Source organism: Parabacteroides sp. AF19-14 (assembly GCF_003635485.1).
GTDB lineage: Bacteria > Bacteroidota > Bacteroidia > Bacteroidales > Tannerellaceae > Parabacteroides > Parabacteroides distasonis.
In genome coordinates, this window is record NZ_QTMJ01000017.1 from 26,400 (window position 1) to 43,958 (window position 17,559).

Annotated in this window: 10 protein-coding genes; 2 read left to right on the forward strand and 8 right to left on the reverse strand. The window is 43.0% G+C overall.

Annotated features, from left to right (window positions below; all coding sequences use genetic code 11):
• Positions 1-62: 62 nt before the first annotated feature.
• From DWX33_RS16020 to DWX33_RS16040, 5 genes are all read right to left on the reverse strand, one after another.
• Positions 63-986 carry an NAD(P)-dependent oxidoreductase gene (locus DWX33_RS16020; protein WP_005855649.1) on the reverse strand — a complete coding sequence of 308 codons (924 nt, stop codon included), beginning with the start codon at positions 984-986 and terminating at the stop codon, positions 63-65.
• A gap of 17 nt (positions 987-1,003) precedes the next feature.
• Entirely contained in the window at positions 1,004-2,071 is a 1,068-nt protein-coding gene (gene serC, locus DWX33_RS16025; RefSeq protein WP_005855647.1) for a 3-phosphoserine/phosphohydroxythreonine transaminase, read from the reverse strand.
• 132 nt (positions 2,072-2,203) lie between these two features.
• A complete protein-coding gene (locus DWX33_RS16030) occupies positions 2,204-3,475 on the reverse strand; it encodes a replication-associated recombination protein A (RefSeq protein WP_005865358.1) in 1,272 nt (423 codons plus the stop codon).
• 481 nt (positions 3,476-3,956) lie between these two features.
• Complete coding sequence (locus tag DWX33_RS16035) at positions 3,957-5,525, reverse strand: SusD/RagB family nutrient-binding outer membrane lipoprotein (RefSeq protein WP_008771706.1); 1,569 nt, start codon at positions 5,523-5,525, stop codon at positions 3,957-3,959.
• Between the two features lie 22 nt (positions 5,526-5,547).
• Entirely contained in the window at positions 5,548-8,745 is a 3,198-nt protein-coding gene (locus DWX33_RS16040) for a SusC/RagA family TonB-linked outer membrane protein (protein ID WP_122380667.1), read from the reverse strand.
• Positions 8,746-9,437: 692 nt separating this feature from the next.
• Here DWX33_RS16040 and DWX33_RS16050 point away from each other — a divergent pair.
• Complete coding sequence (locus DWX33_RS16050; RefSeq protein ID WP_036610801.1) at positions 9,438-12,602, forward strand: SusC/RagA family TonB-linked outer membrane protein; 3,165 nt, start codon at positions 9,438-9,440, stop codon at positions 12,600-12,602.
• 30 nt (positions 12,603-12,632) lie between these two features.
• Positions 12,633-14,096, forward strand: coding sequence for a SusD/RagB family nutrient-binding outer membrane lipoprotein (locus DWX33_RS16055; RefSeq protein ID WP_036610799.1), 1,464 nt, complete (start codon positions 12,633-12,635; stop codon positions 14,094-14,096).
• A 69-nt stretch (positions 14,097-14,165) separates the two neighbouring features.
• Here the strand turns inward: DWX33_RS16055 and DWX33_RS16060 are convergent, their stop codons facing one another.
• From DWX33_RS16060 to DWX33_RS16070, 3 genes are all read right to left on the reverse strand, one after another.
• On the reverse strand, positions 14,166-15,344 hold the full coding sequence (locus DWX33_RS16060) for a site-specific integrase (RefSeq protein WP_122380668.1): 1,179 nt from the start codon (positions 15,342-15,344) through the stop codon (positions 14,166-14,168).
• Positions 15,345-15,532: 188 nt separating this feature from the next.
• Positions 15,533-16,033 (reverse strand): lipid-binding protein, encoded by a 501-nt coding sequence (locus tag DWX33_RS16065; RefSeq protein ID WP_008771702.1) that lies wholly within the window; start codon positions 16,031-16,033, stop codon positions 15,533-15,535.
• Positions 16,034-16,076: 43 nt separating this feature from the next.
• The gene (locus DWX33_RS16070) at positions 16,077-17,549 is read right to left on the reverse strand and encodes a SusD/RagB family nutrient-binding outer membrane lipoprotein (RefSeq protein ID WP_122380669.1); all 1,473 of its coding nucleotides are present in this window, start codon (positions 17,547-17,549) and stop codon (positions 16,077-16,079) included.
• Between the last annotated feature and the right edge of the window lie 10 nt (positions 17,550-17,559).

Here is a 17,559-nt window from a genome sequence, read left to right on the forward strand (position 1 = left end):
TCTAATTGGTTTATGTATCAATGTAGAGACGGGGCGTGCCCCGTCTCTACAACCGGATATTCTTATTTATTAACCCGATACTTTTCATTGCCATTCACCAAGAAATCAACGATCTGCTTGGCGGCGGCGATACCAGCGTTGATATTAGCCTCGGCGGTCTGGGCACCCATCTTTTTCGGGGTGCTGAAATAACGACCGGCATATTTCTCGGCCAATTCCGCATGGATAGCGGGCATAATATCTGTCAAGTACTTGAAGTCCGGACGCTCTTCCAACATCTTAGCGAGTCCAGCCTCATCCATCACCTCCTTACGAGCCGTATTCACTACGATAGCTCCCTTCGGCATGGAATTCATCAACTCGAAATTGATAGAACCCTTCGTCTCGGCCGTAGCCGGAATATGCAAAGAGACGATTTGGCAAGCCTTAAACAAATCGGCTGTAGAAGCTACAGCCTTCACACCATCGGCCTCAATCACGGAAGCCGGACAGAACGCATCGTAAGCGTAAACCTCCATACCGAAGCCTTTAGCGATACGAGCCACGTTACGGCCCACGTTTCCATAAGCCAAGATACCCAATTTCTTTCCTTTCAACTCTGTTCCGGAAGTACCGTTATAGAAATTACGAACCCCGTACACCAACATACCGAATACCAATTCGGCGACAGCGTTAGAGTTTTGTCCCGGCGTATTCATCACGCATACCTTATGGGCAGTAGCCGCATCCAAGTCCACGTTATCATACCCCGCACCGGCACGAACCACGATCTTCAGGTTCTTAGCGGCATCCAATACCTCAGCGTCCACCTTATCGCTACGGATAATCACGGCATCGGCATCCTTAACCGCATCCAGCAATTGCGCCTTCTCTGTATATTTCTCCAAAAGAGCCAGTTCCATGCCAGCGCCTTCCACTACCTCCCGGATGCCTTTCACAGCGACAGCGGCGAAAGGTTTCTCTGTAGCAACTAATATCTTTGCCATGTCTGAATCCTCCTTAATTAATGTTGTTTCTCGAACTCTTTCATGCAAGCTACCAAAGCCTCCACGCTGCTCTTCGGCATCGCGTTATAAAGAGAGGCACGGAAACCACCTACAGAACGGTGTCCCTTGATACCTACCATACCAGCGGCAGTAGCATATTTACTGAACTCGTCCTCCAACTCCTTATACTCATCATTCATCACGAAACAAACATTCATGATCGAACGATCTTCCTCCGCTACCGTACCACGGAACAACTTATTGCGATCGATCTCATCGTATAAGATCGCCGCATTCTCAAGATCCTTCTTCTCCATAGCGGCGATACCACCTTGTTCCTTATACCATTTCAAGGTCTGTAAAGCCGCGTAAATAGGCAATACAGGAGGTGTATTGAACATGGAATCCTTTTTAATATGGGTAGCGTAGTTCAACATGGTCGGGATCGGACGGTCTACATGTCCTAAAGCGTCCACACGAACGATAGCCAAAGTCACGCCGGCAGGAGCCAAGTTCTTTTGAGCACCCGCATAGATAATATCATATTTGGAAATATCGATCGGACGAGAGAAAATATCGGAAGACATATCGCAAACCAAACGTTGCTTCACATCCGGATCCTTACGCATCTCTGTTCCGTAAATCGTATTATTAGAAGTAAAATGGAAATAATCCGAGTCATCAGCGATCGCATAACCCTTCGGGATGTAAGTATAGTTCTTGTCTTTGGAAGAAGCGACAACATCTACCTCCCCAAACAACTTAGCTTCCTTGATAGCGTTCGAAGCCCATGTGCCGGTATCCAAATAAGAGGCTTTCTTATTCAACAGATTGTAAGGAACCATACAGAACTGCATGCTGGCGCCACCGCCCATGAATACAACCTCATAGCCTGCCGGAACATCCAGTAATTCCTTGATCAACGCACGTGCCTCGTCGTTTACGGCTACAAACTCCTTACTTCTATGAGAGATCTCAAGAAGTGATAACCCCATACCCGCAAAATTTTCTACCGCAGCGGCTGTATTCTTAATTGTATACTCGCTCAAGATAGAAGGACCTGCATAAAAATTGTGCTTCTTCATACCAATGTCTTTTTAGAATGTTATTATAAATAAAGTAACTATTTTTTCAAAAACAGGCGGCTAATGTAACTATTTTTTCTCATTTGCCGACACTTTTCGAGCATTTTTTAATTTACAATCAGAATATGTCAATTAAAAACGATCTCCCCAAAGGCGCCTCATTTGCTCAATTAGTTTGTGCTCGGCCGGATTTTCCTGTCCTTTCCACAAACGTTCGCCCAAAATTTCCTTCGGAAGATACTCCTGCTTTACAAAATGATTTTCGTAGTCGTGCGCATATTTATATTCCTTGCCATACTCCAATTCAGCCATTAATTTGGTAGGCGCGTTGCGTAGATGAAGCGGTACGGGTAAATTCCCAGTCCGGTTAACAAGTGCCAAAGCGTCGTTGATCGCCATATAGGCCGAATTACTTTTCGGGCTGCAAGCCAGATAAACGGTCGTCTCGGCCAGGATGATCCGGCCCTCCGGCCAGCCGATCTTCTTCAAGGCATCGAAACATGCGTTCGCCAGCAAAAGCGCATTCGGATTCGCCAATCCGATATCCTCAGAAGCGGAGATCACCAACCGCCGTGCGATAAACTCAGGGTCTTCTCCCCCGGCCACCATACGGGCGAGCCAGTAAATGGCGCCATCGGGATCGCTACCCCGGATCGACTTGATAAAAGCGGAGATTATATCGTAGTGCATCTCCCCTCCCTTATCATACGCCGCAGGGTTCTCCTGCAACCTCTCCACTACCTTCTCATCCAGAATCTCAATATCGTCACTCTCCTCGGCAGACACCACCAGTTCCAGAATATTCAGCAACTTCCGGGCATCTCCTCCCGAGTAACGTAACATGGCATCCGTTTCCGTCAGCCTTATGTTTTTATCCTTCAGAACGACATCCTCGGCGATCGCCTTATGCAATAGCGTAAGCAAGTCATTCTTGTCCAGCGATTTCAACACGTACACCTGACAACGGGATAACAAAGGACGGATTACCTCGAACGAGGGATTCTCCGTGGTTGCCCCAATCAGCGTCACCACGCCCGTCTCCACGGCGTTCAGCAATGAGTCTTGCTGCGACTTACTGAATCGGTGTATCTCATCAATAAACAATATCGGCGATACCGTATTGAAGAAGCGGTTGCTCTTGGCCTTCTCTATCACCTCCCGCACGTCTTTCACTCCCGAACTGATCGCGCTTAACGTATAAAAAGGCGCATCCAACTTATTCGCTATGATCTGCGCTAAGGTAGTCTTCCCGACTCCCGGCGGCCCCCACAATATAAAAGAGGGAACCCGTCCCGCATCAATCATCTTCCTCAACACGGCTCCCTGGCCTACCAGGTGCTTCTGTCCGATATAATCATCCAACGTCTTCGGACGTAATCTCTCTGCTAATGGTTGACTCATCATGGAAGCAAAAGTCGGACATTTTATTTACTTTTCAAAGGATAAGTCAAGAAATTTATCGTATAAAAAGAATGTTAAACAACAGGAAATAGTGACATAATGAAAGAATAATCATCACAAATACACTTTTACCCGTATAATATACTAACATTATGACAATGAAAATTTAACATTCCCTTAATTCCCTATCCTTTTTATCCCATACTTTTAGCGATATCTTCTTAACACATTATACCTTCTTTCTTGAAGCATTAAATATCTATCAACTGGTGCATGATCGTCCAACAGTTGGTGCATGATCATGCAACGACTGTTGGACGATCATGCACCAATTGTTAGATGATCTATATTTCCATATAAAACCAATAAGCCTTCCAAGGAAATGGGATAAGGGAAGCTATCAAAACATGTAAGATATATAACAAAAAAAGATGCCCCTCCATAATCGGAGAGGCACCCTATACATTATATTATATATGTTAGATTAGCGAGTTCCGCCAGCCCACCATACAGGCTCTGAATATACGTATTGACCGTCGCCATAAGCGGCTTTTACTTCCGGATTTGATACCACGTCACTATTACCATAAGGCATACGAAGAGGGAATTTTTTCGTATTCGCCAATGTCACGAAATTCTCTCCTAATCCTTTCATTCTACGGATATCATTAAAAGTCTCGGTAGCCTCTCCCGATGCTCCCCACAAAGCCAGATATTTCTGGATCATGGTCTCTTTCAAAGGATTTACAGCAAACAGTGGTTTAACTTGGTTATCGAAATATGTATTGGCCGTCTCCTCTGTCATTTTTTCTGAATTCACGACCATTTTGCTACCCATATAAGTGATAGCAGAAGAGACACTTCTTTCAGCATTTGCGATTCCGGCAGCTACCGCCTCTTTCAACGCTTTCTCGGCGTCAGACGTACGGTTTAAGCGACATAACGCCTCAGCTTGCAAGAATTTCAACTCATGATAACTCATCAACATCGTAGGAGCCGTGTTTGAATATACAAAGGCGGAAACACCATATTTCTGCATATTCTGCTCAGGAGTACCATTCGGGGCCGGAACTAAGTTCTTATCAGCAGAGCCTGTAACCTGTACGCGTTTCTTGTCAGCCGTAGTAGGAGAAAGCATCACTCTTTCCAATCGAGGATCTTTACGCTCAATCAACTTGTCCGTCAAGCTCTGGCTATTGGCAAAACCAGCGCGAGAATCGAAGTAACCAAAGAATGGGTTGATATTATTCGCATCATAGACAGCGTATGCAGCCTCGTCATCCGCAGAAGTAAAAGATTTTGATACATAGTCCAAAACCTTATTCAAGTCAGCTTGCTTATCCGTGGAACGATTGATCAGACGCATCGTATAACGAGCCTTCAAACCATAAGCGAATTTAATCCATTTCTCGGCATCTCCATTATACAAATAATCATACGTACCAACCGGTGAACGATCAGACTGATTCAAATCCTCGATCGCCTTGTCCAAGGAGGCCATTATAGAGACATAAATCTCCTCTTGCTTATCTATTTTAGGATTCATATTCACCGGTGAGCCATTCTCATCCAATAAAGAAGCTTCACTATAAGGTGTATCTCCAAATATATCCGCCAATAGAGCGCCATTGTAAGCTTCCATGACCTCAGCGATACCTCTCGTCACTAAATTTCCCTCATCACGCTTACCTTCTTGACATTGACCGATAATAACACGAGCGTTCTTCAAGCTTGTATAAACATTTCCCCACGTATTCTCAAACGTAGAAGAGGCAGAAGGCTCATTCAAACGAATTTCCGCGTTATATAACTGGTTTTCGATACCCACTTCATATTCCACGTAGGAAGATGAATAGGTATTGAAGTCTCCGCTAACGTTGGAAAATGCAGTAGAAGTAATCAAGTCGGCCAAGATAAATTTGCCATCCACGCTATTTGTATGGCTCGTATCTTGGTTAATCCGATCCATTACATCCTCGGAACATCCAGCCAATGCCAAGGATACGGCCGACATAACAGCCAACCCTTTAAATGATTTTATTATTGTATTCATATATATCTGTCTTCTTTATAAATTAGAAATTTACGTTGACACCAAAACCGTAGCTAGATGTACCCGGTAAGGAGAAACGCTCGAAAGCGCCAGCCATATTGTTATTTCCTTGAGTAGCCTCCGGATCGAAGCCTTTTATCTCAGACCATACAATGATATTACGGGCGAAAACATTCACGTTTACATTCAAGTTATCTTTCTTATATACAGGATATGACAATGAAAGTTCACGCAATTTCAAGAACGAGTTGTCATAGACATAGGCTTCGTCAATGCCCCTCACGCTTTTGAAATACTCCTCTGCATCTGATCCTTTCACTCCACCCGTATAGGGAACATAGATAGGTTTACCATCCGCATCTACGCCCTTCTGTTCAACAGCAGCATAGTCAAAATGATATTTATCACTCTTACGAACCTCTCCAGATAACTTACTTGTACCGTAGAAGTTCGTCTCACCAGCCGTACCACTATACATTTGTCCACCTTGCTTCCAGTCAAATACAGCAGCCAAACGGAATTTATACAACTCGATATTCGTATTGAAACCCAAACGGAAATCAGGAGAAACCTTACCGATTACTTGGGTCTCACCAGCCTCTGGTATACCTTTTTCGTTTACTACAATTCGTCCTTCGCCATCACGTTTGTAACCAACACCATAGATTACCGGGAATTTATCGCCGATACCTGCACGTACTTGAGGAGTCACGAAACCACCCAACATAATGCTCTCTACGCCCGGAGCCAACTCGTCTACATAATTGTCGATCTTTGAGAAGTTAAAAGCGAAGTCCAGCTTGAAATTCTTCGCATCAACCGGAGAGATACCTAATGTAATCTCATGTACGTTTGAGTGCATCTTTCCACCATTCATCATCATACTGGAAGCACCTGTGGAGCCAGCCAAAGGCACCTCGAAGATTTGGTCTTTCACGTTCTGACGAGAATACGTATAATTCAATGAAACTAAACCATTCAAGAAAGTCAAGTCAGCACCAAGCTCATAAGACTTCGTGTTCTGAGGCTTCAAGTTCGGATCATAAACCACGAAATAAGGAATATACGCCATATTTCCATTAATCGGATACATAATAGGTGTTCCCTGGAAGAAACCACCACCATAACCTGGCGTATAATAATAAGACGGCACATATTCTCCTGCCATACCTACCTCTGCGTAAGAGCCACGGATCTTACCAAATGTCAAGATATCATTCTTCAAGGCTTCCACTTCCGTGAATACCCATCCAAGGGATACGGAAGGATAAAAGAACGAACGGTTATCTCTCGGCATAGAAGACACGATATCATTACGTCCCGTAACATTCAAATAAAGCATATTCTTCCAAGCCAAAGATAAGCTAGCGAAGTTACCTACCGTACGTTTTCTCTTATACTCATGAGAGCTGTTAAATACAGAAGCGTTGTTCAAATGGTTCCAGCCCGGGAAGTTGAAGCTATATCCCACGGCTTGAGTATTACTTATTCGCTTATCTACAAGCTCATTACCCAACAAAGCATCGAATACGAAGTCCTCATTGATATTCCAGTTATACGTAAACGTCAACAATGAGTTCATCTCATTTACCGTAAAACCGTATTCGCTAGCATAACCATTCGTATAACCAGTTGTACCGTAGCCGTAAATATCAGAGTAATTGGTCGTATAAGCGTCATCACCAATTTGGTATTTCACATCCAATTTATGATTGTCCGTACCAAATTTAGTAGAATACTTCAAGAACGCATTCCCGAAGAAACGTTGAGATCTCTCCGTAAAGCTATTATTGTCGCACGCCCAGTTTCCATCATCGATCCAGTTCTCACGGAACGTATTCTGAGTATAAGGATCACCTTCGATATGGGAAGGTATGCCCGCCATAGTATAACTGATAGGAGCCGTATAAACCGTAGCGGTAACACCGTCATTAGCGGTTCCTTGCTTCTTGATCTTTGATGTCACGAAGTTTCCGTTAAAACCAGTCGTCCAGTTATCATGCAATTGCGCCTCACCCGACAGCTTCACGTTATAACGATCCATTCCCGTAGAACGAACGATACCATCAGAAGTCGTATTACCCAAAGAAAATGAATAGTTTCCTTTATCGAAAGATTGAGCTACATTTACAGAGTTACTCCAAGTAACGCCAGTCTGGAAGAAATCTTTCGCATTATTATAAGCTTGGGGAGTAGCCCATGGATCCAATCCTGCCGCAGCACGCTGAGGCACATAGTATTGTCCATTATGCAATCCACCTTCCGTATATTCATTTTGTACATTACCGCCATATACAGGATCATTCGCCAAGTCAGAGATAGACGGTCCCCAGCTAAATCCCGAATATGGGTTATAAGCACCTTCATTACCTTGTCCATATTCAGTTTGTAACTCAGGTAATGTAGAAACCTTATCAAACGCAAGATTCGTGTTGAATGAGATCTGAGGTTTTCCTTTACGAGCACCTTTTCCGCTCTTTGTAGTAATAACGATCACACCATTAGAAGCACGCATACCATACAACGCAGAAGCAGCTTGTCCTTTCAAGATGTTGATACTCTCGATATCGTTCGGATCTAAGTCTACGGCACGGTTCGCATAGTCAGCTCCACTAACACTACCATTATTCATCGTATCCGTATTAACATCCGCCGTAGATGCGATCGGCATACCATCGATCACATACAAAGGAGAGTTATCCCCTGTAAATGAACGGGCTCCACGGATCATGATCTTGGAAGATGCGCCTGGCATACCCGATGAGGAAGCGATATCGATACCGGATACTTTACCTTGCAAAGCCCCAGACAAACTAGTGTTAGCACCTTGTGTTAACTCATCCGATTTTACATCTTGCACGGCATAACCTAAAGCTTTCTTTTCCTTTGAGATACCCATAGCCGTAACCACGACCTCATCCAAGTTTTGGGTATCAGACATCAATGTTACATTTACATTGGGAGACACAACTACCTCCTTGGATTTCATACCGATGTATGAAATAACTAATTGCTTACCATCACTAGGAACATCCAAAGTAAAATTACCGTCAAAATCCGTAACTGTTCCCACAGTCGTTCCTTTTACGATAATGGACGCACCGATCACCGGCTCACCATCTTCTCCGACTACCTTACCGGTAACCTTCGAGGTCTGTGCCGAAACTACTCCTACACTCATCGCAAGAAATAGTAGCACAGAAGTCAACTTTTTCTTCATAGACACATTCTTTTTATTTAAACTAAACTAGAAATTCAATTAAGCTTTCGTGGACTATAGTTCATACAGAACTACCAATTTTCAATATTTTATTTAGTGTAGTCATATGAAAAAAAAATTATCATATAAGTTTATATCTATTAAAATTCTGTAATAAATATATTGGATTTGAGAGATATTGTTTATCAGCCATATTGGGAGGATAAGAAAAGCCAGCCGTTTTTCACAAATATCTACATAAAATAAAGTTGTAAATATTTTTAGTAATAAGCTATATGCTATAAAATATCCAGAATAAGTTGATATCAAGTCCAATATCATGCCTATAAAGAGTAAGCTCACTATTTGTTACGATAAAATTAAGATAAAAATAATTTTTTTATTTGTCAAAAAGAAACTATCGGCAGCGATAACTCATTGATTTGTGATACGATCATGTTACCTGAGTCGATTTAGACAGTGGTTATATTGCAAATTGACAGATTTAACAATTAAGAAAACAAAGGAAATATATCACAATAATAATAATTTGTTGTTTTTTTCAGGTATAATTTATAGTTTTGCAACCGTTTTTCATTTAATAGGTATGTCGTAAAACATAAAATGGAGTAGTTCTGTATGAACTTAGTTAATCAACCATTAAAATGCAGAGAAAACATTTTTAAGTATATTGTTAATAAATAAGTGTGTTTATGAAGAAAAAGTTGACTTCTGTGCTACTATTTCTTGCATTGAGTGCAGGTGTGGTTTCAGCACAGACTTCGAAGGTTACCGGTAAGGTAATTGGGGAAGATGGAGAGCCGGTGATCGGAGCCTCCATCATCGTAAAAGGAACCACTGTAGGAACAGTGACTGACTTTGATGGAAACTTTATCTTAGATGTGCCTCACGATGGTAAGCAGTTAGTAATCTCTTACATCGGTATGCAATCTCAAGAGGTTGGAGTATCCTCTAAGGTAAACGTCAGATTGATGTCTGATACGCAAGACTTGGACGAGGTGGTTGTAACCGCCATGGGTATCAAACGAGATCGTAAAGCCCTAGGTTATGCTGCACAAGACTTGAAATCGGATGATTTGAATAAGAGTGGTACGACCTCTTTGGCGAATGCCATCCAAGGTAAATTGACAGGTGTGGATATTCGCCAGTCTTCCGGTGCTCCGGGTGCTTCCGCGCAGATCACGATCCGTGGTGCTCGCTCTTTCGACGGCAACAACCAACCGCTGTATGTGATCGATGGTATGCCTATCAATACAGCCGCGGATTTCGATACGGGTGCCTCTGTGTCTGGAGCCAACTATGCGGATCGTAGTATTGACATCAATCCTGAGGATATTGAGACAATCAATGTATTAAAAGGACAGGCAGCTTCCGCCTTATATGGTATCCGTGCATCTAACGGTGTGATCGTAATCACCACGAAACGCGGATCAAACCAGAAGATGGGTCGTCCTCAAGTGACTGTATCTACGAACTTGAGTGCGCAGCGTGTATCTCGTAAGTTCGAACGTCAAGATGTCTATGCGCAAGGTAACGGCATTAGTGCCTACGACCCTACAGCTTCCATGACTTGGGGTCCGAAAATCACCGACTTAGCTAACGACTCCAAATACGGAGGTAATACAGACAATGCTTATACGAAAGCGGACGGCATACATCAAGGTATGTATTACAATCCGAAACGTGCGGCAGCCGGATTAGATGGATGGACTACTCCTCAGATATACGATAATGTAGGCGACTTCTTGGGAACTGGTTTCACAGAGAATACGAACTTCAATATCTCACAGGCGTTGAACGGCGTGAACTACTCTGTCGGTATTAACAACTCCCATCAAAAGGGTATCATTCCTTCTACAGGTATGGATCGTTGGGGCGCCCGCGGTTTGGTAGACTGGAAGATCAATAACGAATGGAAGTCCGGTTTCTCCGCTAATTATTCCTCAAGTAAGATCACGAGTGCCCCGGGCGCAAACTCTGGTATCATGAACGTGGTTTATTCCGCTCCTTCCGAATACGATTTAAAAGGTATTCCGTTCAATGTTCCGGGTGATCCGAGCAATCAGGTCTTGTTCCGTTCGACTAGTTTCAATAACCCCTATTGGTGGGCAGAGAACGATGAGTATCGTCAGCACACCAACCGTGCTTTCGGTAACGCTTACGTAGAATACGAGCCAAAGTTGGGTTGGGGCGATAATATGTCATTACGTTTCCGCGAACAAGCCGGTTTGGATATCTGGACTTCCGACTATGCTGATATCGCCGAGATCGGTTCCGCAGCCAACACGAAAGGACAGGTTGATAACTATGGGTCTCAACACAATGTGTTCAATAATTTGTTCACGGCCAACTTCGACGGTAAGTTTGGAAACGAGGATGAGTGGGGTGTAAATGTCGTATTAGGTAATGAGGTAAATCACGAGAATATCCGAACATGGAGCTATACCGGTACGAATCTTAATTTCTATGGTCTACCCACAATATCTAACGCAACCTCGCTTTCCGCTTATGAGTACGGCCGTCAAGAGCGCACGGTAGGTTTCTTTGGTAGCGCCTCTGTTTCTTGGAGAGACCAGCTGTATCTGACCGTCACCGGACGTAACGATTATGTATCTACCATGCCTCGTGGTAGCCGCAGCTTTTTCTATCCCTCCGTATCACTGGGTTGGGAATTCACAAAGCTTTCTTTCTTGGAGAACAACAGCGTATTGAACTACGGTAAGTTACGCGGATCTTTTGCTCAAGTAGGTCAAGCCGGACAATATTATAAGACTTATTATACCCAGCCTGGGTACGGTGGTGGTTTCTACCAATATACACCGGTTGCTTATCCGTTGCCTAGCGGTGTGTCTTCCTATGCGCCGTCATCAACGTTCTATGATGAGAACTTGAAGCCTCAGAACACGGCCAACTGGGAGGTCGGTACAGATTTGCAATTCTTCGGTGGTCGTATCAAGGCTGAATATACCTATAGCTTGCAGAACGTGACGGATCAGATCTTTGCCGTTCCAGTTGATGCTACTACGGGTTATAGCCAGATGTTGACTAACGCTGGTAAAATGCAAACAAAATCACATGAGTTGTCTTTGAACTTTGCGATCTTGCAAGCTAAGGATTATGACTTGAATCTAGGTATCAACTTCACTCGTATCAGCAATAAGGTCATCGAATTGGCTCCGGGTGTCGAGTCTATCATGTTGGGTGGATTCGTTGAGCCGCAAATACGTGCACAAGCCGGTTGTAATTACCCGAATATCTACGGTAATGCGTTTAAGCGCGATGAAGCCGGTAATCTATTATTGCTGGACGGTCTGCCTCAGGTAAGCGGCGCTATGCAAGACTTGGGTAACTGCGCCCCTGACTTCACCACTGGTTTCACTTTAGGAGGCCGTTACAAACGAGTATCTATCTCTACGACATGGAGTTGGCAGCAGGGTGGTAAGATGTACCACGGTACGAACTTAACGATGAACTATTTCGGTGCGACAAAAGAGTCTTTACCTTACCACGAGGGGACAATGGTTGCCGAGGGTATCGACGAGGCTACCGGCGAGAAGAACACGGTAGAGGTTAGCAAGCAAGACTATTGGATGTCTTATAACGACGTGACCGAGGCTGGTATCTATAGCACCTCGTTCTTGAAACTGCGCGACTTGACCTTGACGTATCAGTTGCCGAAATTTTGCGGCGTAGACCTGTCTGTTTACGGTTTCGCCCGTAACATCCTATTGTGGGCAGAGCTTCCTAACTTTGATCCGGAGTCTTCACAGGGTAATAATAACATGAGTGGTTACTTCGAGCGATTCTCCGTGCCTAATACATCGAGCTTCGGTGGAGGATTAACAGTTACATTCTAAACATTAAAAATTAATCAGTAATAAAGAGTTATGAAGAAAAACATATATATCGCACTGGCAGTGGCGATGATGGGATTTACCGCTTGCTCTGAGGATACGTTCGATTATATCAATAAGGACACCTATCATCCAGCTCCAGAGGTAGTACCTGCCTATTTGCAATTGAGCGAAGCTATCATGAACACCGGCTTCAGTACGGTATCCGGAGATTTGGCATTCTATCTTTCCTCATTGAACGAGCAAAATATCGGAGTAGGTAACAATCAGCTGATGAAAGCTGAGTTACGTAATTCCATTGAGTGGGCAAACTCCTCTACATTTAATAACGTATGGTCTAGCACGTATGGAAATCTACTGAACATCCAACAGATGATAGACAAAGTAGAGAATGGCGTGACTGGCAACGAGGGACACTATGACGTACTAGGTATCGCACAGGTATTGAAAGTAATGGAATTCGGTATTTTAACCGATATGTTCGGCGATATTCCTTATAGCGAGGCCTTGAAAGGGCAAGAATGCCTGCAACCGAAGCTGGATGCACAAAAGGACATATACGCTGACTTGTTGGTTACGTTGGATAAGGCTATCGGTAATTTAGAGACAGCCGTAAGCGAAAAGTTGAACAATGTAAAAGACCAGGACTTGGTGTTTGGCGGTGACATGAATCAATGGTTGGCTAGCGCATATGGTTTGAAAGCACGTTACTTGATTCACCAAACTGCGGTAGATAAGAGCGTATTAGCCTCTGCTGCCTCTGCCGCCCAGAAGGCAATCGATCTAGGTTTCACGGGCATGAAGATCAAAGAATTCAATGGTGTGACTTGTGACAATCCTTGGAGCGCTTTCATCTGGAGCCGTAGTTATATCGCTTCTTCTGCTAGAGTAGCAAAAATGATGGAGGCAACTGGCGATCCTCGCTTAAATGCTTATACCGCTAACGGTCAGGCTACGTTGGTTGAGCCGGGTGATGCGGAAGCCGCTAAGGTGATGGATGGTAGCTTAGGTTATCCAACTTGGTACGACTTGGGTTCACAACCAATCCACTTATTGAGCCAATCTGAGATCTATTTCATTCTTGCCGAAGCCCAATTGCGTCAAGGCCAAGATGCTACGGAGGCTTTCCAAGCAGCTGTTACTTCTGCAGTGACAGATATTTTGACAATTATAGGAGAAGATGCTAGTGGTGCTGGTGATTTCGCAGCTTCTCTAGGCAAGCCGACATTGAAACTTCTTTTCGAGCAGAAATATTTGGCTCAGTGCGTGGATGAGCAGGTAGAGACTTACAATGACATCCGTCGTTGCGAGGCTATGGGTGAGCGTCACATTACTTTGACTAATCCGTATAATACGCAGGGCGGTATGAACCGTGTGCCTAAACGTTTACCATACGGTAACGACAGCGTATTGAACAACCCGACAATCGCCGAGGCGTACGGTGACGGTTTCTACGTTTACGACCAACCTGTTTGGTGGGCGGGTGGATCTCGTTAAAAAAAGTAATACCAAAAAAGGGGAAGAATATCTTAATGATATTTTTCTCCTTTCTTATAAATCCACATTCTAGCCGAACTTCAATCGTGTCTCAATCTTCTCAAGATCACGGACAATTGTCATATCCATGATATTACTATATATCTCGGTAGTACGAACACTTTTATGCCCTAACAACTTTTGTACCGTAGTTATATTCGCTCCATTATATAATAATAAGGTAGCATTCGTATGCCGAGCCACGTGAAAAGAGACCTTCTTATCAATACTTGCCAATTGGCTGATTCGGCGTAATTGCTTATTCACGTTTGAATTAGAGGATAAGGGAACACCAAACAGGGTTCTCGGCGCATTCTTATATCGCTCATAGATAGGTAAAGATTTACCCTCGAACAAGAGGAATAGCGGCAAACGGACACTTACGTCTGTCTTCACCGATGAATAAACCAGCCAAACCTTATCATCAATAATCAAAAAATTCTCTTTCGTTATACTTACTATGTCAGAGAAACGTAATCCCGTGTAGCAACTAAATAAAAACATATCCAGACACCGGCGCAATGTACGCTGCCCATCCAGCTTTAAGTTTTCCAAACGACCTAACTCCTCAGGCGTTAAATGAGTACGCTTACTCTCTTGATATTTAATCTTATATTTCCGAAATGGATATTTGTGCAACTCGAACAACTCCTTATTAATCGCCAAGTTGATATATCGTTTCAAATGCTTCATATGTTTAGCGATCGTATTTCGATGATACTCCTGCTTCAATAAGAAATATTCAAAATCGCATAAGAAATTGAAATTAATATCCTTAAACAGAACGTCCTTTTTATATAAGGATAGAACATGCAAAGTGGACAAATGGTTTTTTAATGTCGATTCTTTTAAATTACTATGTAAAATCTCCTCACGCATGAAAACAAGAAAAGAGGAAGACGTAGATATCGAAGAGGTCTCCTCACGCAGATCCTTCAACGAAAAACCGTTATTCGCTTGTCTCTTCTCCAGCTCATCTCTCTCCAACTCCATAACATAGTTCTGAAGATACAGGTTTAACGCATCCATATTCGGATGATTCTTTATGGAACGTCTCTTGTTGTCCCATTGACAAGGTTTCACATAAACCTTCGTTGAAAAATACCTCTTTTGCCTATTCAAATAGGCCTCTACTTGAATCAAAGCTTTTCCTTCCGCATTCAATTGCTTTTTTCGATTAAACACTAAGTTGTAAATTACTTTTTCCATGATACATTTATATATTATCTGATTGTAAACACGAAGGAACAATAATAAGTTCTTTGTAGCACAATCTACAAACTAAAAGTTTGTTATCACGGATTACCAACTAATAAAAAACCATATATCAAAGTAAATAAAAAGGGCCTGCCAAATACATGGCAGGCCTCTCCTACTTTTCAAGATATTAAATCATATCAATAATCTTCACCTTCCCAACCTGTTTTACGGAATCCTTTAACCGTCATCGACTTTCCATTTTGAGTCAAGGTAAATTCAATGGCATCCACTTTTGTATTGGCTTGAGTAGTATAACCATCCACAATTACTTTACCAGAGATATTGAAGGTTACAGTAGAATTTATACCATCATCCGCATGGAGCAGATTAGCGATACCATCCCCATCAAAAGATTTAGAAGCTACATCGCAATGAATCTTGCCACGTACTCCCCAGTCGTTTGTGGCAACACTCATTTTTATCCACATCTTATCCGTGGCATCATCAGTCGTATTGTAAGTATTGCAGGTCACACCTTCCGCCAAGACACCACCATCCTCACCTGTAACATTAACTACCCATTCGCCACATAAAGGATAAATGGCCGTGTATTCTATCTCGTAATCACCATAGGTCTCACAAGAAGAAAAGGTGACCAACGCCAATAAGATAACCAGTAATTTATTTATCTGTTTCATATTCAAAAAGCTTTTCTGATTAATATACATTTATAACACCCATTTATTTATGCCACCATTGTTTTTCCGCTAACGGAACTACCGCCGGAGTATTAGGGTTATAGTCTGAAGATGACTTCGGATACAATAAACGACGAGGATATTCACCCGGAGCCAACGCAGAACCAATGCAAGGAGTCAACTGCCCCCAAATATATCCTTCCTCATCCACATGCTTTGTCCCTAAAACAGGAATACCGGTACGATTGATATCAAACCATGCGTCCCATGCTTGACAACGAGTGGAAGCGATCCACTTCTGGGTCAAAATAGAGGTAAGCATTGAATTTTGGTCCGTACTATCGAAAGCATAAGGAGCACCTTCCGAAATAAACTCGGCAGCAGAATATCCCCAACGTTCAAACGCATAGTTCACACCTTGTTCATAAGCCACTTTCGCTTTAGCCACATCATTCAAACGAGCGTAAGCTTCCGCTTGCAGGAACGCTACCTCAGCAGCAGACATAAAATAAACAGGATCCGTAGGACCTAGCTTAGCCACAGAGATCATACGAGTTGTTACCGCTACCGAGTTTGGGCGGTCACCATACTTCAAAGCTGTTGTCTCGCCGGAGCCATCCGTATTAGGTGAATAAAAATCATTTAAACGAGGATCCTCATATTTTTTCAAATAATCGCAAACCGTAGCGCACGCACGAATATTTACAGTTGAATTCAATTTACGACGGTCATTCTCATACAATGGATTTGATTTATTTTCCAAATCTTGAAAACAGGCCATCTTAGCGTCTACACTCAGCAAATCTCCTTCGTCGAGCAATGCCTTGATAGCAGCTTTATTCGTATCGAAATCACGCATCAACAATTTTAGCTTTAAACTCTTCGCAAATTGAATCCACTTATTCACGTCACCAGCGAACACCAAGTCTTGTTTTGTAACCGAAGGCAAACCACCTGCGGTAGCCTCCGCCTTTTTAGCGATAATCTCATCCAACATCGCTAATAATCCCGGATAAACCACAGTCTTACTGTCATCATACTTTGGTGTAGTATTCTCATTTCCAAGGATAGCTTCTGTAAAAGGAATAGAGCCATAAGAGTCCACTAGGATATGATACATAAAGGCAGTCATAGTCTTACCCATTACCCAATAATTCCATTCTTGAGCCGATTCAGAGCTTTTGATAACCAAATCCAAGTCAGGCAGTGCTATTGAATAAGGTATAGACCACAAACGAGAATCGGATGCGTTAGTTATCGTATAGTTAACCAATGTATTATACTGGTTGGATGTATGTCCCTGCGTACATTGCTGAGACCACATGCTACCATATAATTCGTAAGTACCACCTACAATACTTGCTACTCCTGCGATACCAGAAGGAAGCAAAGTAGAAGAAGAGGCTTCCGTTGGATATTCCGGATTCTGGTTAATATCCAAATAATCGGAACAAGCTGTAGTCGCCATCAACAAGCAGCTAACCAGTCCTGTATATATTAAATTGTTTCTTTTCATACTATCTTTA

Excerpts from the sequence above, each read along its gene's own strand:
- DWX33_RS16035 (WP_008771706.1), bottom strand. The coding sequence starts at position 5,525 with ATGAATACAATAATAAAATCATTTAAAGGGTTGGCTGTTATGTCGGCC.
- DWX33_RS16070 (WP_122380669.1), bottom strand. The coding sequence starts at position 17,549 with ATGAAAAGAAACAATTTAATATATACAGGACTGGTTAGCTGCTTGTTG.
- DWX33_RS16040 (WP_122380667.1), bottom strand. The coding sequence starts at position 8,745 with ATGAAGAAAAAGTTGACTTCTGTGCTACTATTTCTTGCGATGAGTGTA.
- DWX33_RS16065 (WP_008771702.1), bottom strand. The coding sequence starts at position 16,033 with ATGAAACAGATAAATAAATTACTGGTTATCTTATTGGCGTTGGTCACC.
- DWX33_RS16020 (WP_005855649.1), bottom strand. The coding sequence starts at position 986 with ATGGCAAAGATATTAGTTGCTACAGAGAAACCTTTCGCCGCTGTCGCT.
- DWX33_RS16055 (WP_036610799.1), top strand. The coding sequence starts at position 12,633 with ATGAAGAAAAACATATATATCGCACTGGCAGTGGCGATGATGGGATTT.
- DWX33_RS16030 (WP_005865358.1), bottom strand. The coding sequence starts at position 3,475 with ATGATGAGTCAACCATTAGCAGAGAGATTACGTCCGAAGACGTTGGAT.
- serC (WP_005855647.1), bottom strand. The coding sequence starts at position 2,071 with ATGAAGAAGCACAATTTTTATGCAGGTCCTTCTATCTTGAGCGAGTAT.
- DWX33_RS16060 (WP_122380668.1), bottom strand. The coding sequence starts at position 15,344 with ATGGAAAAAGTAATTTACAACTTAGTGTTTAATCGAAAAAAGCAATTG.
- DWX33_RS16050 (WP_036610801.1), top strand. The coding sequence starts at position 9,438 with ATGAAGAAAAAGTTGACTTCTGTGCTACTATTTCTTGCATTGAGTGCA.